Annotated in this window: 31 protein-coding genes; 30 read left to right on the plus strand and 1 reads right to left on the minus strand. The window is 68.3% G+C overall.

Annotated elements, in window-relative coordinates; translation table 11 throughout:
- Window positions 1-498 precede the first annotated feature (498 nt).
- On the plus strand, window positions 499-1,857 hold the full coding sequence (gene gdhA / locus CP969_RS23055; RefSeq protein WP_004984538.1) for an NADP-specific glutamate dehydrogenase: 1,359 nt from the start codon (window positions 499-501) through the stop codon (window positions 1,855-1,857).
- A gap of 65 nt (window positions 1,858-1,922) precedes the next feature.
- On the opposite strand, the gene CP969_RS23060 is transcribed toward gdhA, so the two are convergent.
- Window positions 1,923-2,702, minus strand: a complete 780-nt coding sequence (locus tag CP969_RS23060) for a YqjF family protein (RefSeq protein ID WP_016825017.1) — start codon at window positions 2,700-2,702, stop codon at window positions 1,923-1,925.
- Window positions 2,703-2,820: 118 nt separating this feature from the next.
- Between CP969_RS23060 and CP969_RS23065 the strand changes: the two genes are divergently transcribed.
- From CP969_RS23065 to rpsK, 29 genes are all read left to right on the plus strand, one after another.
- Window positions 2,821-3,153, plus strand: coding sequence for a cupin domain-containing protein (locus CP969_RS23065; protein WP_004984536.1), 333 nt, complete (start codon window positions 2,821-2,823; stop codon window positions 3,151-3,153).
- Window positions 3,154-3,870: 717 nt separating this feature from the next.
- The gene (gene rpsJ / locus CP969_RS23070) at window positions 3,871-4,179 is read left to right on the plus strand and encodes a 30S ribosomal protein S10 (protein WP_003948644.1); all 309 of its coding nucleotides are present in this window, start codon (window positions 3,871-3,873) and stop codon (window positions 4,177-4,179) included.
- Between the two features lie 18 nt (window positions 4,180-4,197).
- On the plus strand, window positions 4,198-4,842 hold the full coding sequence (rplC, locus tag CP969_RS23075) for a 50S ribosomal protein L3 (protein ID WP_004984533.1): 645 nt from the start codon (window positions 4,198-4,200) through the stop codon (window positions 4,840-4,842).
- Window positions 4,843-4,850: 8 nt separating this feature from the next.
- Window positions 4,851-5,510, plus strand: a complete 660-nt coding sequence (gene rplD / locus CP969_RS23080; protein WP_004984532.1) for a 50S ribosomal protein L4 — start codon at window positions 4,851-4,853, stop codon at window positions 5,508-5,510.
- Window positions 5,510-5,929, plus strand: a complete 420-nt coding sequence (gene rplW / locus CP969_RS23085) for a 50S ribosomal protein L23 (RefSeq protein WP_004984531.1) — start codon at window positions 5,510-5,512, stop codon at window positions 5,927-5,929. Before rplD ends, rplW begins: the two co-directional genes overlap by 1 nt.
- A gap of 38 nt (window positions 5,930-5,967) precedes the next feature.
- Window positions 5,968-6,804, plus strand: a complete 837-nt coding sequence (gene rplB / locus CP969_RS23090) for a 50S ribosomal protein L2 (protein ID WP_004984530.1) — start codon at window positions 5,968-5,970, stop codon at window positions 6,802-6,804.
- A 12-nt stretch (window positions 6,805-6,816) separates the two neighbouring features.
- On the plus strand, window positions 6,817-7,098 hold the full coding sequence (gene rpsS / locus CP969_RS23095) for a 30S ribosomal protein S19 (RefSeq protein WP_004984529.1): 282 nt from the start codon (window positions 6,817-6,819) through the stop codon (window positions 7,096-7,098).
- A 45-nt stretch (window positions 7,099-7,143) separates the two neighbouring features.
- The gene (gene rplV, locus CP969_RS23100) at window positions 7,144-7,491 is read left to right on the plus strand and encodes a 50S ribosomal protein L22 (protein WP_006130776.1); all 348 of its coding nucleotides are present in this window, start codon (window positions 7,144-7,146) and stop codon (window positions 7,489-7,491) included.
- Window positions 7,491-8,315, plus strand: a complete 825-nt coding sequence (gene rpsC / locus CP969_RS23105) for a 30S ribosomal protein S3 (protein ID WP_004984527.1) — start codon at window positions 7,491-7,493, stop codon at window positions 8,313-8,315. Before rplV ends, rpsC begins: the two co-directional genes overlap by 1 nt.
- 5 nt (window positions 8,316-8,320) lie before the next feature.
- Entirely contained in the window at window positions 8,321-8,740 is a 420-nt protein-coding gene (gene rplP, locus CP969_RS23110) for a 50S ribosomal protein L16 (protein WP_004984526.1), read from the plus strand.
- Window positions 8,740-8,964, plus strand: a complete 225-nt coding sequence (rpmC, locus tag CP969_RS23115) for a 50S ribosomal protein L29 (protein WP_004984525.1) — start codon at window positions 8,740-8,742, stop codon at window positions 8,962-8,964. Before rplP ends, rpmC begins: the two co-directional genes overlap by 1 nt.
- Window positions 8,964-9,248, plus strand: coding sequence for a 30S ribosomal protein S17 (gene rpsQ, locus CP969_RS23120; protein ID WP_004984524.1), 285 nt, complete (start codon window positions 8,964-8,966; stop codon window positions 9,246-9,248). Before rpmC ends, rpsQ begins: the two co-directional genes overlap by 1 nt.
- A 100-nt stretch (window positions 9,249-9,348) precedes the next feature.
- Complete coding sequence (rplN, locus tag CP969_RS23125) at window positions 9,349-9,717, plus strand: 50S ribosomal protein L14 (protein ID WP_003998823.1); 369 nt, start codon at window positions 9,349-9,351, stop codon at window positions 9,715-9,717.
- 2 nt (window positions 9,718-9,719) lie between these two features.
- Complete coding sequence (gene rplX / locus CP969_RS23130) at window positions 9,720-10,043, plus strand: 50S ribosomal protein L24 (RefSeq protein ID WP_004984523.1); 324 nt, start codon at window positions 9,720-9,722, stop codon at window positions 10,041-10,043.
- Entirely contained in the window at window positions 10,043-10,600 is a 558-nt protein-coding gene (gene rplE / locus CP969_RS23135) for a 50S ribosomal protein L5 (protein ID WP_004984522.1), read from the plus strand. Before rplX ends, rplE begins: the two co-directional genes overlap by 1 nt.
- Window positions 10,601-10,605: 5 nt before the next feature.
- Window positions 10,606-10,791, plus strand: a complete 186-nt coding sequence (locus CP969_RS23140) for a type Z 30S ribosomal protein S14 (protein WP_003948630.1) — start codon at window positions 10,606-10,608, stop codon at window positions 10,789-10,791.
- Window positions 10,792-11,003: 212 nt separating this feature from the next.
- Window positions 11,004-11,402 carry a 30S ribosomal protein S8 gene (gene rpsH, locus CP969_RS23150; RefSeq protein ID WP_004984520.1) on the plus strand — a complete coding sequence of 133 codons (399 nt, stop codon included), beginning with the start codon at window positions 11,004-11,006 and terminating at the stop codon, window positions 11,400-11,402.
- 24 nt (window positions 11,403-11,426) lie between these two features.
- Window positions 11,427-11,966, plus strand: coding sequence for a 50S ribosomal protein L6 (gene rplF / locus CP969_RS23155; protein ID WP_004984519.1), 540 nt, complete (start codon window positions 11,427-11,429; stop codon window positions 11,964-11,966).
- A gap of 3 nt (window positions 11,967-11,969) precedes the next feature.
- On the plus strand, window positions 11,970-12,353 hold the full coding sequence (gene rplR / locus CP969_RS23160) for a 50S ribosomal protein L18 (RefSeq protein ID WP_004984518.1): 384 nt from the start codon (window positions 11,970-11,972) through the stop codon (window positions 12,351-12,353).
- A gap of 41 nt (window positions 12,354-12,394) precedes the next feature.
- Window positions 12,395-13,000: a 30S ribosomal protein S5 gene (rpsE, locus tag CP969_RS23165; protein WP_004984517.1), complete on the plus strand. Its 606-nt coding sequence runs from the start codon at window positions 12,395-12,397 to the stop codon at window positions 12,998-13,000.
- A 2-nt stretch (window positions 13,001-13,002) separates the two neighbouring features.
- Complete coding sequence (gene rpmD, locus CP969_RS23170) at window positions 13,003-13,185, plus strand: 50S ribosomal protein L30 (RefSeq protein ID WP_004984515.1); 183 nt, start codon at window positions 13,003-13,005, stop codon at window positions 13,183-13,185.
- Window positions 13,186-13,187: 2 nt separating this feature from the next.
- The gene (rplO, locus tag CP969_RS23175; protein WP_004984514.1) at window positions 13,188-13,643 is read left to right on the plus strand and encodes a 50S ribosomal protein L15; all 456 of its coding nucleotides are present in this window, start codon (window positions 13,188-13,190) and stop codon (window positions 13,641-13,643) included.
- A 241-nt stretch (window positions 13,644-13,884) separates the two neighbouring features.
- Complete coding sequence (gene secY / locus CP969_RS23180) at window positions 13,885-15,198, plus strand: preprotein translocase subunit SecY (RefSeq protein WP_004984513.1); 1,314 nt, start codon at window positions 13,885-13,887, stop codon at window positions 15,196-15,198.
- Window positions 15,198-15,851 (plus strand): adenylate kinase, encoded by a 654-nt coding sequence (locus CP969_RS23185; protein ID WP_004984512.1) that lies wholly within the window; start codon window positions 15,198-15,200, stop codon window positions 15,849-15,851. Before secY ends, CP969_RS23185 begins: the two co-directional genes overlap by 1 nt.
- 126 nt (window positions 15,852-15,977) lie before the next feature.
- Window positions 15,978-16,814 (plus strand): type I methionyl aminopeptidase, encoded by an 837-nt coding sequence (gene map / locus CP969_RS23190; protein WP_016825011.1) that lies wholly within the window; start codon window positions 15,978-15,980, stop codon window positions 16,812-16,814.
- A 218-nt stretch (window positions 16,815-17,032) separates the two neighbouring features.
- On the plus strand, window positions 17,033-17,254 hold the full coding sequence (gene infA, locus CP969_RS23195) for a translation initiation factor IF-1 (RefSeq protein WP_003948620.1): 222 nt from the start codon (window positions 17,033-17,035) through the stop codon (window positions 17,252-17,254).
- Between the two features lie 60 nt (window positions 17,255-17,314).
- Complete coding sequence (gene rpmJ / locus CP969_RS23200) at window positions 17,315-17,428, plus strand: 50S ribosomal protein L36 (protein ID WP_004984509.1); 114 nt, start codon at window positions 17,315-17,317, stop codon at window positions 17,426-17,428.
- Window positions 17,429-17,620: 192 nt separating this feature from the next.
- Entirely contained in the window at window positions 17,621-18,001 is a 381-nt protein-coding gene (rpsM, locus tag CP969_RS23205; RefSeq protein ID WP_004984507.1) for a 30S ribosomal protein S13, read from the plus strand.
- 65 nt (window positions 18,002-18,066) lie between these two features.
- Window positions 18,067-18,471, plus strand: a complete 405-nt coding sequence (gene rpsK / locus CP969_RS23210; protein ID WP_003956432.1) for a 30S ribosomal protein S11 — start codon at window positions 18,067-18,069, stop codon at window positions 18,469-18,471.
- Window positions 18,472-18,693 lie beyond the last annotated feature (222 nt).

Raw genomic sequence — 18,693 nt, forward strand, 5'->3', positions numbered from 1 at the left:
GACCGACGGGAACCGGACCGGACGGGCGGCGGGGCACCGGGGTGCGGCCGTCGCCCGCGGTGCCGTCCCCGGCCGTCCCGTCGTACCGGGGACCCGCCCGTCGTCGTACCGGGGACCCGCCCGTCGTCGTACCGGGGACCCGCCTGCCGTCGTGCCCCGCCCCGCCCCGATCGGCGCCCGACCGCACCCCGGAGCCTCGGCGCCCCGGAGCCCCGGCAGCACCGTCGGGGAAGCGGAAGGGACGATGTGTGGATATGGTCGGGTATGGCGGGTCAGGGTCGGACCTGGTCCCGTCGTCCCGCGTTCCGTACAGTAGGTCTCAGATAGCGGACCGTCGTGCGGCCTCTTGCCGTTCCGGTTTACACAGGGGTAACACTGGAAAGCCGGCCGTCCCTCGTGCAGTCACTCCGAGCGGCCGCTGTCCTGCGCGCGGCAATGGCGCCGAGCGCCCATCACCGGACCCATTGCCCGGTGTCAGCCGCGCCAGAAAGGGACCCTGTGGCCACACGACCCGACCCCAAAAACTCGCTCGACCAACTGCGCGCCGAGATCGAGCGCCGCAATCCGGCGGAGCCCGAGTTCCACCAGGCCGCGCGCGAGGTGCTGGACACGCTCGCCCCGGTGCTCACGGCCCGTCCCGAGTACGCCGAGCCCGGCCTGGTGGAGCGGCTCGTCGAGCCGGAGCGGCAGATCATCTTCCGGGTGCCGTGGCAGGACGACAACGGCCGGGTCCACGTCAACCGCGGCTTCCGGATCGAGTTCAACAGCGCCCTCGGCCCGTACAAGGGCGGCCTGCGCTTCCACCCCTCCGTGAACCTCGGGATCATCAAGTTCCTCGGCTTCGAGCAGATCTTCAAGAACGCGCTGACCGGTCTCGGCATCGGCGGCGGCAAGGGCGGCAGCGACTTCGACCCGCAGGGGCGCAGCGACGCGGAGGTCATGCGCTTCTGCCAGTCCTTCATGACCGAGCTGTACCGGCACATCGGTGAGTACACCGACATCCCGGCCGGTGACATCGGCGTGGGCGCCCGTGAGATCGGCTACCTGTTCGGCCAGTACCGGCGGATCACCAACCGCTGGGAGGGCGGCGTGCTGACCGGCAAGAGCGCCGGCTGGGGCGGCTCGCTGATCCGCCCGGAGGCGACCGGGTACGGCAACGTGCTGTTCGCGGAGGCGATGCTGCGCGGGCGCGGCGAGGACCTGGAGGGCCAGACGGCGGTCGTCTCCGGCTCCGGGAACGTCGCGATCTACACCATCCAGAAGCTGGCGGCCCTCGGCGCCCACCCGGTGACCTGCTCCGACTCCAGCGGCTACGTCGTCGACGAGAAGGGCATCGACCTGGACCTGCTGCGCCAGGTCAAGGAGGTCGAGCGCGGCCGGGTGAGCGACTACGCGGAGCGCCGGGGCGCCTCCGCCCGGTTCGTGCCCGGCGGGCGGGTCTGGGAGGTCCCGGCCGACGTCGCCCTGCCGTCCGCGACCCAGAACGAGCTGAACGCCGCCGACGCCGCCCTCCTCATCCGCAACGGCGTGAAGGCGGTCTCCGAGGGCGCGAACATGCCCACGACGCCGGAGGCCGTGCAGCTGCTCCAGCAGGCCGGCGTCGCCTTCGGCCCCGGCAAGGCGGCCAACGCGGGCGGGGTCGCGGTCAGCGCCCTGGAGATGACGCAGAACGCCTCGCGCACCTCGTGGAAGGCCGACCAGGTCGAGAACGAGCTGGCCTGCATCATGACCGACATCCACACCACCTGTGCCGAGACCGCCGAGCGCTACGGCTCCCCCGGCGACTACGTGACCGGCGCGAACATCGCCGGTTTCGAGCGGGTGGCGGACGCGATGCTGGCGCAGGGCGTCATCTGACGAGAGCCGGTGGGGGAGGCCGGGAGGGACCCGCGGGGCAGGGTCCCTCCCGGCCTCCCGTCGGGTCAGGGGGTGCGCGGGCCGCCCGGGCGGGCCGGGAGGCCGAAGCGGGCGGGAACGCCCGGCGAGTACAGCACGCTCACCGGCTCCCCGGCGGGCTCGGGCAGCCCCGCCGCCGCCACCAGGTCCTCCTCGCACTCGACCAGCTCGGCGCGGTGCAGGGGCCACCGCGGATGGGCGTTGGGCAGGTACGTCGACCGGCCGAGGAAGGTGCCGTGCATGCCCCAGCGGGCGGTCAGGAAGTGCTCCAGCCCGGTGGGCTGCGTGATCCGCTCGCCCTTCCGCACGGTGAGGCGGCTCCGGGCGCCGCGCGGACCGGGCCAACGCCGGGAACCGGTGTACGTCACGGTGTCGCCGTCGTGACGGATGTCCATGCGGGACCAGAGGTACGGCATCCGGAACCCGAGGCGGCCGACCGCGACGGGAACCAGCCGGGAGGCGTCGAGGGACAGGAAGACGACGCCGCGCCTCCCGTGCGCGTCCACGGAGTAGAGGCGGACATTGGTCTCGGGAAAGGTGCCGAGGTAGGGCACGCCCGGGAGGCGGAGCCATCCCGCACGGTGCATCCGGAACGCGACGAGCCCGACGTACGTGACGCCGTCCAGCGTGTCGGGCACGGTGCCCGACGGCAGCAGCCCGGCCACGTCGGCCGGGTCCGCCGCCCAGTGGACGAAGGTCAGGTCGAGCCAGGACTGGGTGAGCAGCGGGCGCGCGATGGCCTCGGGCGCGTCGGCGGTGACGGGGGCCGGGGGCCGCGAGGGCCACGGCTGCGGTGTCGGCGGCACGACGCCAGTATCCCGCGGGCGGGGACCGCGGTGCGGCCCCGCGGGTGGACGTGGTGGACGCCGCGGCGTACCCCGTACGGCCCTGTGACCGCGCGGCGCCGGCGGCGAGACTGACGCCATGCAGAAGCTCTCCCTCGACGCCCTCGCCCGCGAACACCTCGAACGGGCCGCCGCCGCGTCCAGCGGCCGCAGCGCCGCCACGGTCCACGGCGGCCACGAACACGTCCTGCGCCAGACCCTGCTCGCGCTGACCACCGGCACCTCCCTCGCCGAACACGAGAACCCCGGCGAGGCGACCCTCCAGGTGCTGCGCGGCCGCGTCCGGCTCACCAGCGGCGACACCTCCTGGGAGGGCCGCACCGGCGACCTGATCGCGATCCCCCCGGCCCGCCACGCCCTGGAGGCGCTGGAGGACTCGGCGGTGCTCCTCACGGTCGCCGGGCGCGGGTAGCCGCCCGCCGGGGCGGTGCGGCGGAGGGGTGCGCCGGACGGAGGGGGGCGTACCGGCGGGACGCGCACGGCGTCTGCGCGGGCCCGGCCGGGTGGACCCGGGCGCCGGCGCGGCGAACCGCCGCTTCGGCGTCGTGCGCGAGCAGTTCCGACACGCCCGGACCGGGCGGGCCGCCGTTCCACGCCGTGCGTGCCGCTGGAGGGGGGATTCCGGCCCGTGACACCCGCCGGACCACTCGAGGACTTCCCGCGCGCCCGCTTCGCCGCCACCGCGAAGACGCTGAACTGCCGCGGAACCTTCCGGACCGGTCGGCGGGTGGGTTTGACCCGCGCCACCTCCGGGGTAATCTTTTCCGCTCGATTGGCCAGCCCCCCGCCCGCTGTGGCAGACTGTCCGAGTTGCTCGGTCGAGTGTTGATGCTGCGCGCCTCCCGCCGGGAGGACCGGAAGCGAGTCCCACAGTACTCGTCGTCCCTGATCAGGGGCGGACGTACGGGAATCTTCCGGGAAGCGTGAGTGCGGCGCCGACCAGGCGCCCGGTGGGCCTTTCGCCCCCGGCCCGCGGTTCTGGTAGGACCGTGTCCAATCCCGCAGGGGTGTTCGAACAAGGGACATTCATGTCAGCGGGACCGCGACACGCCCGACCGCGTGGGTCGGAGAACGAGGGGAGCCGCTCCGGGTTCCAGAGCGTTATGAGAGACAGGACTACGAAGTAGCCATGGCGGGACAGAAGATCCGCATCCGGCTCAAGGCCTACGACCACGAGGTCATCGACTCCTCGGCGAAGAAGATCGTCGAGACGGTGACCCGCACTGGTGCGTCGGTCGCGGGCCCGGTGCCGCTGCCCACTGAGAAGAACGTGTACTGCGTCATCAAGTCGCCGCACAAGTACAAGGACTCGCGCGAGCACTTCGAGATGCGCACGCACAAGCGCCTGATCGACATCCTCGACCCGACCCCCAAGACCGTTGACTCTCTGATGCGACTCGACCTCCCGGCCGGTGTCGACATCGAGATCAAGCTCTGAGGCCGGTGATCTGAAGAGATGGCTAAGCAGATCAAGGGCATCCTGGGCGAGAAGCTCGGTATGACGCAGGTGTGGGACGAGAACAACCGTGTCGTCCCGGTCACCGTCGTCAAGGCCGGGCCGAACGTCGTCACCCAGGTCCGCACGAACGACGTCGACGGCTACGAGTCCGTCCAGATCGCCTTCGGCGAGATCGACCCGCGCAAGGTGAACAAGCCCCTCAAGGGCCACTTCGCCAAGGCCGACGTCACCCCCCGTCGTCACCTCGTCGAGATCCGCACGTCGGACGCCTCCGAGTACACGCTCGGCCAGGAAGTCACTGCCGAGGTGTTCGAGGCCGGCGTGAAGGTCGACGTGACCGGCAAGAGCAAGGGCAAGGGCTTCGCCGGTGTCATGAAGCGCCACAACTTCGGTGGCCTCGGCGCCGGGCACGGTACCCAGCGCAAGCACCGCTCTCCCGGCTCCATCGGTGGCTGCGCCACCCCGGGCCGTGTGTTCAAGGGCCTGCGCATGGCGGGTCGCATGGGCAACGAGCGGGTCACCACCCAGAACCTGACCGTCCACGCCGTTGACGCGGAGAAGGGTCTGCTGCTCATCAAGGGCGCGGTTCCCGGTCCGAACGGCGGCCTCGTCCTGGTCCGCACCGCGGCCAAGGGGGCCTGAGGTAACCGATGAGCACTGTTGACATCCTTTCGCCGGCGGGCGACAAGGCCGGTACCGTCGAGCTCCCCGCGGAGATCTTCGGCGTTGAGAAGGTCAGCGTTCCGCTGATCCACCAGGTCGTCGTCGCGCAGCTGGCCGCCGCCCGCCAGGGCACCCACAAGACCAAGACGCGCGGTGAAGTCCGTGGTGGCGGCAAGAAGCCGTACCGCCAGAAGGGCACCGGTCGCGCCCGCCAGGGTTCGACCCGCGCGCCGCAGTTCGCCGGCGGTGGCATCGTCCACGGCCCCCAGCCGCGCGACTACTCGCAGCGGACCCCGAAGAAGATGAAGGCCGCGGCCCTGCGCCACGCCCTCACCGACCGGGCCCGCCACAACCGCATCCACGTCGTCACCGGCGTGGTCGAGGGCGAGACCCCCTCCACGAAGGCCGCCAAGAGCCTGTTCGGCAAGATCAGCGAGCGCAAGAACCTGCTCCTGGTCGTCGACCGCGCCGACGAGGCCGCGTGGCTGTCCGCCCGCAACCTGCCCCAGGTCCACATCCTGGAGCCGGGCCAGCTGAACACGTACGACGTTCTCGTCTCGGACGACGTGGTCTTCACCAAGGCCGCTTTCGAGTCCTTCGTCGCCGGCCCGAACAAGGCCAACGACAACGAAGGGAGCGAGGCCTGATGGCTGCCCGTCACCCCTCCATCGCCTCCAAGGCGGCCAAGAAGGCGAAGGAGGCGCGCGTAGCCAAGGCGCGCCGCCACGCCACCGAGGGCAAGAACACCGTCGTCACCCCGGCGAGCAAGGCGTACACGGACCCCCGTGACGTGCTGCTCAAGCCGGTCGTGTCCGAGAAGAGCTACGCGCTCATCGACGAGAACAAGTACACGTTCCTCGTCGACCCGCGTGCCAACAAGACCCAGATCAAGGAGGCCGTGCAGTCGGTCTTCTCGGTCAAGGTCACCGGGGTCAACACGATCAACCGCATCGGCAAGCGCAAGCGGACCCGCACCGGCTTCGGCCAGCGCGCGGCCACCAAGCGCGCGATCGTGACCCTCGCCGAGGGCGACCGTATCGACATCTTCGGCGGTCCGACCGCGTAAGCGGTCAGGATCGTTCGATATCGGACGAGGACTGAGAAATGGGTATCCGCAAGTACAAGCCGACGACTCCGGGCCGTCGTGGCTCCAGCGTCGCCGACTTCGTCGAGGTCACGCGGTCCACGCCGGAGAAGTCGCTGGTCCGTCCCCTGCACAGCAAGGGCGGCCGTAACAATTCCGGTCGTGTGACCGTCCGCCACCAGGGCGGTGGCCACAAGCGCGCCTACCGCGTGATCGACTTCCGTCGTCACGACAAGGACGGCGTGCCGGCGAAGGTCGCGCACATCGAGTACGACCCCAACCGCACCGCGCGCATCGCGCTCCTGCACTACGCGGACGGCGAGAAGCGCTACATCCTCGCGCCGCGCGACCTGAAGCAGGGCGACCGCGTCGAGAACGGCCCCGGGGCCGACATCAAGCCGGGCAACAACCTCGCCCTGCGCAACATCCCGGTCGGTACGACGCTGCACGCCATCGAGCTGCGTCCCGGCGGCGGCGCCAAGTTCGCCCGCTCCGCCGGCGCCTCGGTGCAGCTGCTCGCGAAGGAGGGCACCATGGCTCACCTCCGCATGCCGTCCGGTGAGATCCGCCTGGTCGACGTCCGCTGCCGCGCCACCGTCGGCGAGGTCGGCAACGCCGAGCAGAGCAACATCAACTGGGGCAAGGCCGGCCGCAAGCGCTGGCTGGGTGTCCGCCCGAGCGTGCGTGGTGTGGTCATGAACCCGGTGGACCACCCGCACGGTGGTGGTGAGGGCCGTACCTCCGGTGGTCGCCACCCGGTGTCCCCGTGGGGCCAGAAGGAAGGCCGTACTCGTTCGCCCAAGAAGGCGTCGAACAAGTACATCGTCCGCCGCCGCAAGACGAACAAGAAGCGCTAAGGACGGGTTGAGATGCCTCGTAGCTTGAAGAAGGGACCCTTCGTCGACGACCACCTGATCAAGAAGGTGGACGCCCAGAACGAAGCCGGTACCAAGAACGTCATCAAGACCTGGTCCCGCCGCTCGATGATCGTCCCGGCCATGCTCGGCCACACGATCGCGGTGCACAACGGCAAGACCCACATCCCGGTGTTTGTCACCGAGTCGATGGTCGGCCACAAGCTCGGCGAGTTCTCGCCGACCCGCACCTTCCGGGGCCACGTCAAGGAAGACCGGAAGTCGAAGCGCCGCTGACAGGCGGGGTGCAAACGACCAATGACAAACACTGAAGGGACAACCATGGAAGCCAGGGCCCAGGCGCGGTACATCCGCGTCACGCCCATGAAGGCCCGCCGTGTGGTGGACCTCATCCGTGGCATGGACGCCACGGAGGCTCAGGCGGTCCTGCGTTTCGCCCCGCAGGCCGCGAGCGTGCCGGTCGGCAAGGTGCTGGACAGCGCCATCGCCAACGCCGCGCACAACTACGACCACACCGATGTCGACAGCCTCTTCATCTCCGAGGCCTACGTCGACGAGGGCCCGACCCTGAAGCGGTTCCGTCCGCGCGCCCAGGGCCGTGCCTACCGGATCCGCAAGCGGACCAGCCACATCACCGTGGTCGTCAGCAGCAAGGAAGGAACCCGGTAATGGGCCAGAAGGTAAACCCGCACGGGTTCCGGCTCGGTGTCACGACCGACTTCAAGTCGCGTTGGTACGCCGACAAGCTGTACAAGGACTACGTCAAGGAAGACGTCGCCATCCGTCGGATGATGACGTCCGGCATGGAGCGCGCCGGCATCTCCAAGGTCGAGATCGAGCGCACCCGTGACCGTGTGCGGGTGGACATCCACACCGCGCGTCCGGGCATCGTCATCGGCCGCCGCGGCGCCGAGGCCGACCGCATCCGCGGCGACCTCGAGAAGCTCACCGGCAAGCAGGTCCAGCTGAACATCCTCGAGGTCAAGAACCCCGAGACCGACGCTCAGCTCGTGGCCCAGGCCGTCGCCGAGCAGCTCTCCTCCCGCGTCTCCTTCCGCCGCGCCATGCGCAAGAGCATGCAGTCGGCGATGAAGGCGGGCGCCAAGGGCATCAAGATCCAGTGCGGTGGCCGCCTCGGCGGCGCCGAGATGTCCCGCTCGGAGTTCTACCGCGAGGGCCGTGTGCCCCTGCACACGCTCCGCGCGAACGTGGACTACGGCTTCTTCGAGGCCAAGACGACCTTCGGCCGCATCGGTGTGAAGGTCTGGATCTACAAGGGCGACGTCAAGAACATCGCCGAGGTCCGCGCCGAGAACGCCGCCGCCCGTGCGGGCAACCGCCCGGCCCGCGGTGGCGCCGACCGCCCGGCCCGTGGTGGCCGCGGTGGCGAGCGGCGCGGTCGCAAGCCGCAGCAGCAGGCTCCGGCTGCCGAGGCCCCCAAGGCCGACGCGCCCGCCGCCGCTCCGGCTGAGAGCACCGGAACGGAGGCCTGACCACCATGCTGATCCCCCGTAGGGTCAAGCACCGCAAGCAGCACCACCCCAAGCGCAACGGCATGTCCAAGGGTGGCACGCAGGTTGCGTTCGGCGAGTACGGCATCCAGGCGCTGACCCCGGCGTACGTGACGAACCGCCAGATCGAGGCGGCTCGTATCGCCATGACCCGCCACATCAAGCGTGGTGGCAAGGTCTGGATCAACATCTACCCGGACCGCCCGCTGACGAAGAAGCCGGCCGAGACCCGCATGGGTTCCGGTAAGGGTTCTCCGGAGTGGTGGGTGGCCAACGTCAAGCCCGGACGCGTGATGTTCGAGCTGTCGTACCCCAACGAGAAGATCGCGCGCGAGGCCCTGACCCGTGCGGCCCACAAGCTGCCGATGAAGTGCAAGATCGTCAAGCGCGAGGCAGGTGAAGCGTGATGTCGGCCGGTACCAAGGCGTCCGAGCTGCGCGAGCTGGGCAACGAGGAGCTTCTGACGAAGCTTCGCGAGGCCAAGGAAGAGCTGTTCAACCTCCGCTTCCAGGCGGCCACGGGACAGCTCGAGAACCACGGCCGTCTCAAGGCGGTCCGCAAGGACATCGCGCGGATCTACACCCTGATGCGCGAGCGTGAGCTGGGCATCGAAACGGTGGAGAACGCCTGATGAGCGAGAACAACGTGACTGAGAACACCGAAGCGCGCGGCTTCCGCAAGACCCGTGAGGGCCTTGTCGTCAGCGACAAGATGGACAAGACCGTCGTCGTCGCCGTCGAGGACCGCGTCAAGCACGCTCTGTACGGCAAGGTCATCCGCCGTACGAACAAGCTCAAGGCCCACGACGAGCAGAACGCCGCGGGTGTCGGCGACCGCGTCCTCCTGATGGAGACCCGGCCGCTGTCCGCGACGAAGCGCTGGCGCGTCGTCGAGATCCTCGAGAAGGCCAAGTAATTCTCCTGCGGGGCAGACCCCGCAGGGTAGTTCCGCCAGGCTCCAACGGGGCTGATCCATCAGCCCCGTTGGGGAACCGGCAGACGATCAGGAGATAGACGTGATCCAGCAGGAGTCGCGACTGCGCGTCGCCGACAACACGGGAGCGAAGGAGATCCTTTGCATCCGTGTACTCGGTGGCTCCGGTCGCCGCTACGCGGGCATCGGTGACGTCATCGTCGCCACCGTCAAGGACGCGATCCCCGGTGGCAACGTGAAGAAGGGTGACGTCGTCAAGGCGGTCATCGTTCGCACCGTCAAGGAGCGCCGCCGTCCGGACGGCTCGTACATCCGCTTCGACGAGAACGCCGCCGTCATTCTCAAGAACGACGGCGACCCTCGTGGCACCCGTATCTTCGGCCCGGTCGGCCGTGAGCTGCGCGAGAAGAAGTTCATGAAGATCATCTCCCTCGCGCCGGAGGTGCTGTGAGCATGAAGATCAAGAAGGGCGACCTGGTCCAGGTCATCACCGGCAAGGACAAGGGCAAGCAGGGCAAGGTCATCGCCGCTTACCCGCGCGAGGAGCGTGTCCTGGTCGAGGGTGTCAACCGGGTCAAGAAGCACACCAAGGCCGGTCCGACCGCTCGCGGTTCGCAGGCCGGCGGGATCGTGACCACCGAGGCCCCGATCCACGTCAGCAACGTTCAGCTGGTCGTGGAGAAGGACGGCAAGAAGGTCGTGACCCGCGTCGGCTACCGCTTCGACGACGAGGGCAACAAGATCCGCGTTGCCAAGCGGACGGGTGAGGACATCTGATGGCTACCACCACCACTCCGCGTCTCAAGACGAAGTACCGCGAGGAGATCGCGGGCAAGCTGCGTGAGGAGTTCTCGTACGAGAACGTCATGCAGGTTCCCGGCCTCGTCAAGATCGTGGTCAACATGGGTGTGGGCGACGCCGCCCGCGACTCCAAGCTGATCGAGGGCGCCATCCGCGACCTCACCACGATCACCGGTCAGAAGCCGGCCGTCACCAAGGCCCGCAAGTCCATCGCGCAGTTCAAGCTGCGCGAGGGGCAGCCGATCGGTGCCCACGTCACGCTCCGCGGCGACCGCATGTGGGAGTTCCTGGACCGCACCCTGTCGCTCGCGCTGCCGCGCATCCGCGACTTCCGCGGCCTGTCCCCCAAGCAGTTCGACGGCCGTGGCAACTACACCTTCGGTCTCACGGAGCAGGTCATGTTCCACGAGATCGACCAGGACAAGATCGACCGTGTCCGGGGTATGGACATCACCGTGGTCACCACGGCGACCAACGACGAAGAGGGCCGCGCCCTTCTCCGTCACCTCGGCTTCCCGTTCAAGGAGGCGTGAGCGAGATGGCGAAGAAGGCTCTCATCGCGAAGGCTGCTCGCAAGCCCAAGTTCGGTGTGCGTGGCTACACCCGCTGCCAGCGCTGCGGCCGTCCGCACTCCGTGTACCGCAAGTTCGGCCTCTGCCGCGTGTGCCTTCGTGAGATGGCTCACCGTGGCGAGCTGCCGGGCGTGACCAAGAGCTCCTGGTAGTCCCCTTAATCAGGGATTCACAGGGCTCTCGGTAAGCAACTGGGTCGGCAGGGGCCCGGCCCCCCATGCCTTAGGCTTGTGGGGTTGGGCGCCTGCCGCGCCCGCACGACTTACTACGCCGCAGGTCCACCGCGCCGCACCCGTCCCGTCTCGGATCGGGGAGAGGGATGGCGCACCAGGAAACCCCGGCGAGAGAGGCCGAAGGCCAATTCATGACCATGACTGATCCGATCGCAGACATGCTTACGCGTCTGCGGAACGCGAACTCGGCGTACCACGACTCCGTGGCGATGCCGCACTCGAAGATCAAGTCGCACATCGCGGAGATCCTCCAGCAGGAGGGCTTCATCACGGGCTGGAAGGTCGAGGACGCCGAGGTCGGCAAGAACCTCGTCCTGGAGCTGAAGTTCGGCCCCAACCGTGAGCGCTCCATCGCGGGCATCAAGCGGATCTCCAAGCCCGGTCTCCGGGTGTACGCGAAGTCCACCAACCTGCCGAAGGTGCTCGGCGGCCTCGGCGTGGCGATCATCTCCACGTCGCACGGGCTCCTCACCGACAAGCAGGCCGGCAAGAAGGGCGTGGGTGGGGAAGTCCTCGCCTACGTCTGGTAGCGGAAGGGAACGGAGGAAACAGCTATGTCGCGCATCGGCAAGCTCCCCATCGCGGTTCCCGCCGGCGTGGACGTCACCATCGACGGCCGTACGGTCTCGGTCAAGGGTCCCAAGGGCTCGCTGACCCACACCGTCGTGGCGCCGATCGAGATCGCCAAGGGTGAGGACGGCGTGCTGAACGTCACCCGCCCCAACGACGAGCGTCAGAACAAGGCCCTGCACGGCCTGTCCCGCACGCTGGTGGCGAACATGATCACCGGCGTGACCCAGGGTTACGTGAAGAAGCTCGAGATCAGCGGTGTCGGTTACCGCGTTGTCGCCAAGGGTTCGAACCTGGAGTTCTCCCTCGGCTACAGCCACCCGATCACGGTCGAGGCCCCCGAGGGCATCACCTTCAAGGTGGAGACCCCGACCCGTTTCTCGGTCGAGGGCATCGACAAGCAGAAGGTCGGCGAGGTTGCGGCCAACATCCGCAAGCTGCGCAAGCCCGACCCGTACAAGGCCAAGGGCGTCAAGTACGAGGGCGAAGTCATCCGCCGCAAGGTCGGAAAGGCGGGTAAGTAAGCCATGGCATACGGGCAGAAGATCCTCAAGGGCGACGCCTACAAGCGTGCCGCTATCAAGCGTCGCCACATCCGGATCCGCAAGAAGGTCGCCGGCACCGCCGAGCGTCCTCGCCTGGTCGTGACTCGTTCCAACCGCCACATCGTGGCGCAGGTGATCGACGACCTGAAGGGCCACACCCTGGCGTCGGCGTCCACCCTGGACGCGTCGATCCGCGGTGGCGAGGGCGACAAGTCCGCGCAGGCCAAGCAGGTCGGTGCCCTGGTCGCCGAGCGCGCCAAGGCCGCCGGTGTCGAGGCCGTCGTGTTCGACCGTGGTGGCAACCAGTACGCCGGGCGCATCGCCGCCCTGGCGGACGCCGCCCGCGAAGCCGGACTGAAGTTCTGAGCCGGTTCCGTAGCTAGCGGAAACAGAGAGAGGTAATTCCAATGGCTGGACCCCAGCGCCGCGGTGGCGGTGCCGGTGGCGGCGAGCGGCGGGACCGGAAGGGCCGTGACGGCGGCGCAGCTGCCGCCGAGAAGACCGCATACGTTGAGCGCGTCGTCGCGATCAACCGTGTCGCCAAGGTTGTGAAGGGTGGTCGTCGCTTCAGCTTCACCGCGCTGGTCGTGGTGGGCGACGGTGACGGCACCGTGGGTGTCGGGTACGGCAAGGCCAAGGAGGTGCCGGCCGCCATCGCCAAGGGCGTTGAGGAGGCCAAGAAGCACTTCTTCAAGGTCCCCCGGATCCAGGGCACCATCCCGCACCCGATCCAGGGTGAGAAGGCTGCCGGCGTCGTGCTGCTCAAGCCCGCGTCGCCCGGTACCGGTGTGATCGCCGGTGGTCCGGTGCGTGCCGTGCTCGAGTGCGCCGGTATCCACGACGTGCTGTCGAAGTCGCTCGGCTCCGACAACGCCATCAACATCGTGCACGCGACCGTGGAGGCCCTGAAGGGCCTGCAGCGTCCCGAGGAGATCGCGGCCCGCCGCGGTCTGCCGCTCGAGGACGTCGCCCCCGCGGCCCTGCTGCGTGCGCGTGCCGGGGCGGGTGTGTGATCATGGCGCAGCTCAAGATCACGCAGGTCAAGTCCTACATCGGCAGCAAGCAGAACCACCGTGACACCCTGCGTTCGCTTGGCCTGAAGAAGGTCAACGACGTGGTCGTCAAGGAGGACCGTCCCGAGTTCCGCGGCATGGTGCACACCGTCCGCCACCTCGTGACGGTCGAGGAGGTCGACTGATCATGGCGGAGCAGAACCCGCTCAAGATCCACAACCTCCGTCCCGCCCCGGGCGCCAAGACCGCCAAGACCCGTGTCGGTCGTGGTGAGGCGTCCAAGGGTAAGACGGCCGGTCGTGGTACGAAGGGCACCAAGGCCCGTTACCAGGTTCCGGAGAGCTTCGAGGGGGGCCAGATGCCGCTCCACATGCGTCTCCCGAAGCTGAAGGGCTTCAAGAACCCGTTCAAGACCGAGTACCAGGTCGTGAACCTCGACAAGCTGGCCGCGCTCTACCCCGAGGGTGGCGAGGTCACGGTCGAGGGCCTCGTGGCCAAGGGTGCCGTGCGCAAGAACAGCCTCGTCAAGGTCCTCGGCCAGGGCGAGATCTCCGTGGCGCTGCAGGTGACGGTCGACGCCGTCTCCGGCTCCGCCAAGGAGAAGATCACCGCCGCCGGCGGTACCGTCACCGAGCTCGTCTGAACCCTTCAGGCGTCTTGATGACTTGAGCGAACCCGACCGGGGGTGCCCCACAAAATGGGGCATCCCCGGTTGGTCGTTCCTAGGGCGGCAGTCTCGCCGGTAAGGTGACCTGCGCTGCCCATTTCTCCCGGGAGTCCCGTGCGGGCACTCGGGGCGGCAGTTGACCGTTACGTATTCGTCCTTTATCGGAATCTCAGACCGTCACCCTTGACGCACTGGCGCGGGGGTCGCAGGAGGCACCGTGCTCACCGCGTTCGCCCGGGCGTTCAAGACGCCCGACCTGCGCAAGAAGCTGCTCTTCACGCTCGGCATCATCGTCGTGTACCGGATCGGTACGAACATTCCGATTCCGGGTGTCGACTACCGGAACGTCCAGGCGTGCATCGACAACGCCGAGGCGAACCAGGGCCTGTTCGGTCTCGTCAACATGTTCAGCGGCGGCGCGCTGCTCCAGATCACGATCTTCGCGCTGGGCATCATGCCGTACATCACGGCGAGCATCATCCTGCAACTGCTGACCGTGGTGATCCCGCGTCTGGAAGCCCTGAAGAAGGAGGGGCAGGCCGGCACGGCGAAGATCACGCAGTACACCCGTTACCTGACGGTCGCGCTCGCCGTCCTCCAGGGCACCGGCCTGGTGGCCACCGCCCGCAGCGGCGCCCTCTTCCAGGGCTGCCCGGTCGCCAGCCAGATCGTCCCGGACCAGTCGATCTTCGTGACCGTCACCATGGTCATCACCATGACCGCCGGCACGGCCGTCGTGATGTGGCTCGGCGAGCTCATCACCGACCGCGGCATCGGCAACGGCATGTCGATCCTGATGTTCATCTCGATCGCCGCGACCTTCCCCTCCGCCCTGTGGGCCATCAAGGAGCAGGGCAGCCTGGCGGACGGCTGGATCGAGTTCGGCACCGTCATGCTCGTCGGGTTCGTCATGGTCGCCCTGGTCGTCTTCGTCGAGCAGGCCCAGCGCCGGATCCCGGTGCAGTACGCCAAGCGCATGATCGGCCGCCGCTCCTACGGCGGCACGTCCACCTACATCCCGCTCAAGGTGAACCAGGCGGGCGTGATCCCCGTCATCTTCGCCTCGTCGCTGCTCTACATCCCCGCCCTGATCGTCCAGTTCTCCAACTCCAACGCGGGCTGGGCGACCTGGATCACGAAGAACCTGGCGGACACGGGCGCCACGCCGCACATCATCCTGTACTTCCTGCTGATCGTGTTCTTCGCGTTCTTCTACGTGGCCATCACGTTCAACCCCGAGGAAGTCGCGGACAACATGAAGAAGTATGGTGGCTTCATCCCGGGCATCCGGGCTGGCCGACCGACCGCTGAGTACCTCAGCTACGTACTCAACCGGATCACCTGGCCGGGCTCGCTGTATCTGGGTCTGATCTCTCTCGTGCCGACAATGGCGTTGGCTGGTTTCGGGGCGAACCAGAACTTCCCGTTCGGCGGGACCAGCATCCTGATCATCGTGGGTGTCGGTCTCGAGACCGTGAAGCAGATCGAGAGCCAGCTCCAGCAGCGCAATTACGAAGGGTTCCTCCGCTGATGCGAATCGTCCTCGTCGGGCCGCCGGGTGCTGGGAAAGGGACACAGGCCACCCGCCTTGCCGAGAAGCTACGCATCCCGCACATCTCCACGGGCGATCTGTTCCGCGCCAACATCAGCCGGCAGACCGAACTAGGGAAGCTCGCGAAGTCCTACATGGACGCGGGCAACCTCGTGCCGGACGAGGTCACCATCGCCATGGCCAAGGACCGCATGGAGCAGCCCGACGCCGAGGGCGGCTTCCTGCTGGACGGCTTCCCGCGCAACGTCTCCCAGGCCCAGGCGCTGGACGAGCTGCTCGAGACCGAGGGCATCGAGCTGGACGCGGTCCTCGACCTGGAGGCCCCCGAGGACGAGGTGGTCAAGCGGATCGCCGGTCGGCGCATCTGCCGCAAAGACTCCAGCCACGTCTTCCACCTGACGTACAGCCCGCCGGCCAAAGAGGGCGTCTGCGACGTCTGCGGCGGCGAGCTGTACCAGCGCGACGACGACTCCGAGGAGACCGTCCGCAAGCGCCTGGAGGTCTACCACACGCAGACCGAGCCGATCATCGACTACTACAAGGCCCAGGGCCTCGTGGTGACGATCACGGCGACGGGGCGGGTCGAAGAGGTCACCGGGCGCGCGCTGGAAGCGCTCAAGCGCGACAAGTAGCGCGTCCGCCCGGCCGCGGTTCCCTGCGGGGGCCGCGGCCGTCGCGTGCGCCGGGGGAGGCGGGAGCCGGCCCCCGTATCGTTGGTGGTGTCCGTTCTTCCCCGGTCCAGAAAGGCCGTCGTCCCCATGGTGCAGATCAAGACCCCCGAGCAGATCGCCAAGATGCGTGAGGCGGGGCTGGTCGTCGCCGCCATCCACGCGGCCACCCGGGAGGCCGCCGTGCCCGGGGCCACGACGAAGGACCTGGACCAGGTCGCCCGCAAGGTGCTCGCCGAGCACAACGCCAAGCCGAACTTCCTCGGCTACGGCGGTTTCCCCGCGACGATCTGCACCTCGGTGAACGAGGTCGTCGTCCACGGCATCCCCTCCGACGACGTCGTCCTCAAGGACGGGGACGTCATCTCCATCGACTGCGGCGCGATCATCGACGGCTGGCACGGCGACGCGGCCTACACCGCCTTCGTGGGGTCCGGTCACTCCCCGGAGCTGATCGAGCTGTCCCGGGTGACCGAGGAGTCGATGTGGGCCGGCATCGCGGCCATGAAGCAGGGCAACCGGCTCGTCGACGTCTCCCGCGCCATCGAGACGTACATCCGCCGCCAGCCGAAGCCGGGCGGCGGCCGGTACGGGATCATCGAGGACTACGGCGGCCACGGCATCGGCACCGAGATGCACATGGACCCGCACCTGCTGAACTACGTCGACCGCCGCCGCGGCAAGGGCCCCAAGCTGGTCCCGGGCTTCTGCCTCGCCATCGAGCCGATGGTCTCCCTGGGCACCCCGAAGACCCGGGTGCTCGAGGACGACTGGACGGTCGTCACCACCGACGGCACCTGGTCCTCCCACTGGGAGCACTCGGTCGCCCTCACCGAGCAGGGCCCCCTGGTCCTGACCGCCCCCGACGGCGGCCGGGCGAAGCTGGCGGAGCACGGCATCACGGCCGCTCCCGACCCGCTCGCCTGACGACGGCCCCGCCCCGGCCGCCGGCCGGGACCGGTGCCGGGAACCCGCTCGGTTAAAGATGTCGTCCCCTGGGCAGACTTCTGCGATTCGTTTTTCCGGGTGTGCTGACGTAGACTGACTCGTCGGCTCTTGTGCACCCGCATGTCCGCATGCACATCGAAACCCTCGATACGGTGCACGCCGGAGTCGATCAAGGTAGTCGATTCGAAGGGCGAAGCGTGGCCAAGAAGCAAGGTGCCATCGAGATCGAGGGCACTGTCGTCGAGTCTCTGCCGAACGCCATGTTCAAGGTCGAGCTCCAGAACGGCCACCAGGTCCTGGCACACATCAGCGGCAAGATGCGCATGCACTACATCCGCATCCTCCCTGACGACCGGGTCGTGGTGGAGCTGTCTCCGTACGACCTGACGCGTGGCCGGATCGTTTACCGCTACAAGTAGATCTTGCCCGCGCCCCGGCTCGCCGGGGTGGTGGCACTGACCCGGAGAACCTCACATCCCATGAAGGTCAAGCCGAGCGTCAAGAAGATCTGCGACAAGTGCAGGGTGATCCGCCGTCACGGCCGGGTCATGATCATTTGCGAGAACCCGCGCCACAAGCAGCGCCAGGGCTGACCGCAGCACGATCGACCCTCTGCGACTTCCGCAGAACTTCGCGCGACGCGAGCAACACACGTTCATACGCAGGGCCCGAGCCGCACGGCTCGACACCCCCGGTTCGGAGGCCGGGGACCCAGTTCGTACCTGGTACGGCGGCTGGGATCCGGTCCTGTGGAAGACCTCCGAGAATCAAACTGGAGCCATTGAATGGCACGCGTTTCCGGTGTTGACATCCCGCGCGAAAAGCGCGTGGAGATCGCCCTCACCTACGTGTTCGGCATCGGCCGGACCCTTTCGCAGCAGACGCTGGCCGCCACCGGCGTCGACCCGAACACCCGCGTTCGCGACCTCTCCGAGGAGCAGCTCGTCGCGATCCGCGAGTACGTCGACAACAACATCAAGACCGAGGGTGACCTCCGTCGCGAGATCCAGGCCGACATCCGCCGCAAGGTCGAGATCGGCACCTACCAGGGTCTGCGTCACCGTCGTGGTCTGCCCGTCCGCGGCCAGCGCACCAGCACCAACGCGCGTACCCGCAAGGGCCCGCGTCGCGCCATCGCCGGCAAGAAGAAGCCGGGCAAGAAGTAGTCCGCAGCGGACCTCAGTCCACGGTCTTCGCTGTAGGACCGACCACCTCCCGTAGGAGTTAAGAGATGCCCCCCAAGGGACGTCAGGGCGCTGCCAAGAAGGTGCGCCGCAAGGAAAAGAAGAACGTCGCTCACGGCCACGCCCACATCAAGAGCACGTTCAACAACACGATCGTCTCGATCACGGACCCGTCCGGCAACGTGATCTCCTGGGCCTCCGCCGGCCACGTCGGCTTCAAGGGCTCCAGGAAGTCCACGCCGTTCGCCGCGCAGATGGCCGCCGAGTCGGCCGCCCGCCGCGCCCAGGAGCACGGCATGCGCAAGGTCGACGTGTTCGTCAAGGGCCCGGGTTCCGGTCGTGAGACCGCGATCCGCTCCCTGCAGGCCACGGGCCTCGAGGTCGGCTCCATCCAGGACGTCACCCCGACCCCGCACAACGGCTGCCGTCCGCCGAAGCGCCGTCGCGTCTGATCGTTCCGGCCGGGCCGGTCGGCCTCCTGCCGGGGTGCGGGGGTCGCCCCCCGCACCGTCGCAGCACGGCTGCCGTCCGCCGAAGCGCCGTCGCGTCCGACGCACGTCTCACGGACACGGGTCCTCGGGCGGTACGTTCCCCTGCGGGTCGTACCGCCCGTACCCTTGCAGTACCCGCACCGGTCACCGGGTGCGGTTCCCGTCGGGCGTCATATAGCGGGC

Origin of the sequence: Streptomyces viridosporus T7A (assembly GCF_008704515.1) — a bacterium.
GTDB lineage: Bacteria > Actinomycetota > Actinomycetes > Streptomycetales > Streptomycetaceae > Streptomyces > Streptomyces viridosporus.

What these genes read in the sequence shown, in the direction of transcription:
- rpsJ (WP_003948644.1), top strand. Translation starts at nt 3,871, where the DNA reads ATGGCGGGACAGAAGATCCGCATCCGGCTCAAGGCCTACGACCACGAG.
- rpmC (WP_004984525.1), top strand. Translation starts at nt 8,740, where the DNA reads ATGTCGGCCGGTACCAAGGCGTCCGAGCTGCGCGAGCTGGGCAACGAG.
- rplX (WP_004984523.1), top strand. Translation starts at nt 9,720, where the DNA reads ATGAAGATCAAGAAGGGCGACCTGGTCCAGGTCATCACCGGCAAGGAC.
- rpsH (WP_004984520.1), top strand. Translation starts at nt 11,004, where the DNA reads ATGACCATGACTGATCCGATCGCAGACATGCTTACGCGTCTGCGGAAC.
- rpsK (WP_003956432.1), top strand. Translation starts at nt 18,067, where the DNA reads ATGCCCCCCAAGGGACGTCAGGGCGCTGCCAAGAAGGTGCGCCGCAAG.
- rplC (WP_004984533.1), top strand. Translation starts at nt 4,198, where the DNA reads ATGGCTAAGCAGATCAAGGGCATCCTGGGCGAGAAGCTCGGTATGACG.
- rplO (WP_004984514.1), top strand. Translation starts at nt 13,188, where the DNA reads ATGGCGGAGCAGAACCCGCTCAAGATCCACAACCTCCGTCCCGCCCCG.
- rpsS (WP_004984529.1), top strand. Translation starts at nt 6,817, where the DNA reads ATGCCTCGTAGCTTGAAGAAGGGACCCTTCGTCGACGACCACCTGATC.
- rplP (WP_004984526.1), top strand. Translation starts at nt 8,321, where the DNA reads ATGCTGATCCCCCGTAGGGTCAAGCACCGCAAGCAGCACCACCCCAAG.
- rplV (WP_006130776.1), top strand. Translation starts at nt 7,144, where the DNA reads ATGGAAGCCAGGGCCCAGGCGCGGTACATCCGCGTCACGCCCATGAAG.
- CP969_RS23140 (WP_003948630.1), top strand. Translation starts at nt 10,606, where the DNA reads ATGGCGAAGAAGGCTCTCATCGCGAAGGCTGCTCGCAAGCCCAAGTTC.
- rplD (WP_004984532.1), top strand. Translation starts at nt 4,851, where the DNA reads ATGAGCACTGTTGACATCCTTTCGCCGGCGGGCGACAAGGCCGGTACC.
- rplB (WP_004984530.1), top strand. Translation starts at nt 5,968, where the DNA reads ATGGGTATCCGCAAGTACAAGCCGACGACTCCGGGCCGTCGTGGCTCC.
- rpsM (WP_004984507.1), top strand. Translation starts at nt 17,621, where the DNA reads ATGGCACGCGTTTCCGGTGTTGACATCCCGCGCGAAAAGCGCGTGGAG.
- rplF (WP_004984519.1), top strand. Translation starts at nt 11,427, where the DNA reads ATGTCGCGCATCGGCAAGCTCCCCATCGCGGTTCCCGCCGGCGTGGAC.
- rpsC (WP_004984527.1), top strand. Translation starts at nt 7,491, where the DNA reads ATGGGCCAGAAGGTAAACCCGCACGGGTTCCGGCTCGGTGTCACGACC.
- rpsQ (WP_004984524.1), top strand. Translation starts at nt 8,964, where the DNA reads ATGAGCGAGAACAACGTGACTGAGAACACCGAAGCGCGCGGCTTCCGC.
- CP969_RS23065 (WP_004984536.1), top strand. Translation starts at nt 2,821, where the DNA reads ATGCAGAAGCTCTCCCTCGACGCCCTCGCCCGCGAACACCTCGAACGG.
- map (WP_016825011.1), top strand. Translation starts at nt 15,978, where the DNA reads ATGGTGCAGATCAAGACCCCCGAGCAGATCGCCAAGATGCGTGAGGCG.
- rplE (WP_004984522.1), top strand. Translation starts at nt 10,043, where the DNA reads ATGGCTACCACCACCACTCCGCGTCTCAAGACGAAGTACCGCGAGGAG.
- rpsE (WP_004984517.1), top strand. Translation starts at nt 12,395, where the DNA reads ATGGCTGGACCCCAGCGCCGCGGTGGCGGTGCCGGTGGCGGCGAGCGG.
- rpmD (WP_004984515.1), top strand. Translation starts at nt 13,003, where the DNA reads ATGGCGCAGCTCAAGATCACGCAGGTCAAGTCCTACATCGGCAGCAAG.
- rplW (WP_004984531.1), top strand. Translation starts at nt 5,510, where the DNA reads ATGGCTGCCCGTCACCCCTCCATCGCCTCCAAGGCGGCCAAGAAGGCG.
- rplR (WP_004984518.1), top strand. Translation starts at nt 11,970, where the DNA reads ATGGCATACGGGCAGAAGATCCTCAAGGGCGACGCCTACAAGCGTGCC.
- CP969_RS23185 (WP_004984512.1), top strand. Translation starts at nt 15,198, where the DNA reads ATGCGAATCGTCCTCGTCGGGCCGCCGGGTGCTGGGAAAGGGACACAG.
- rpmJ (WP_004984509.1), top strand. Translation starts at nt 17,315, where the DNA reads ATGAAGGTCAAGCCGAGCGTCAAGAAGATCTGCGACAAGTGCAGGGTG.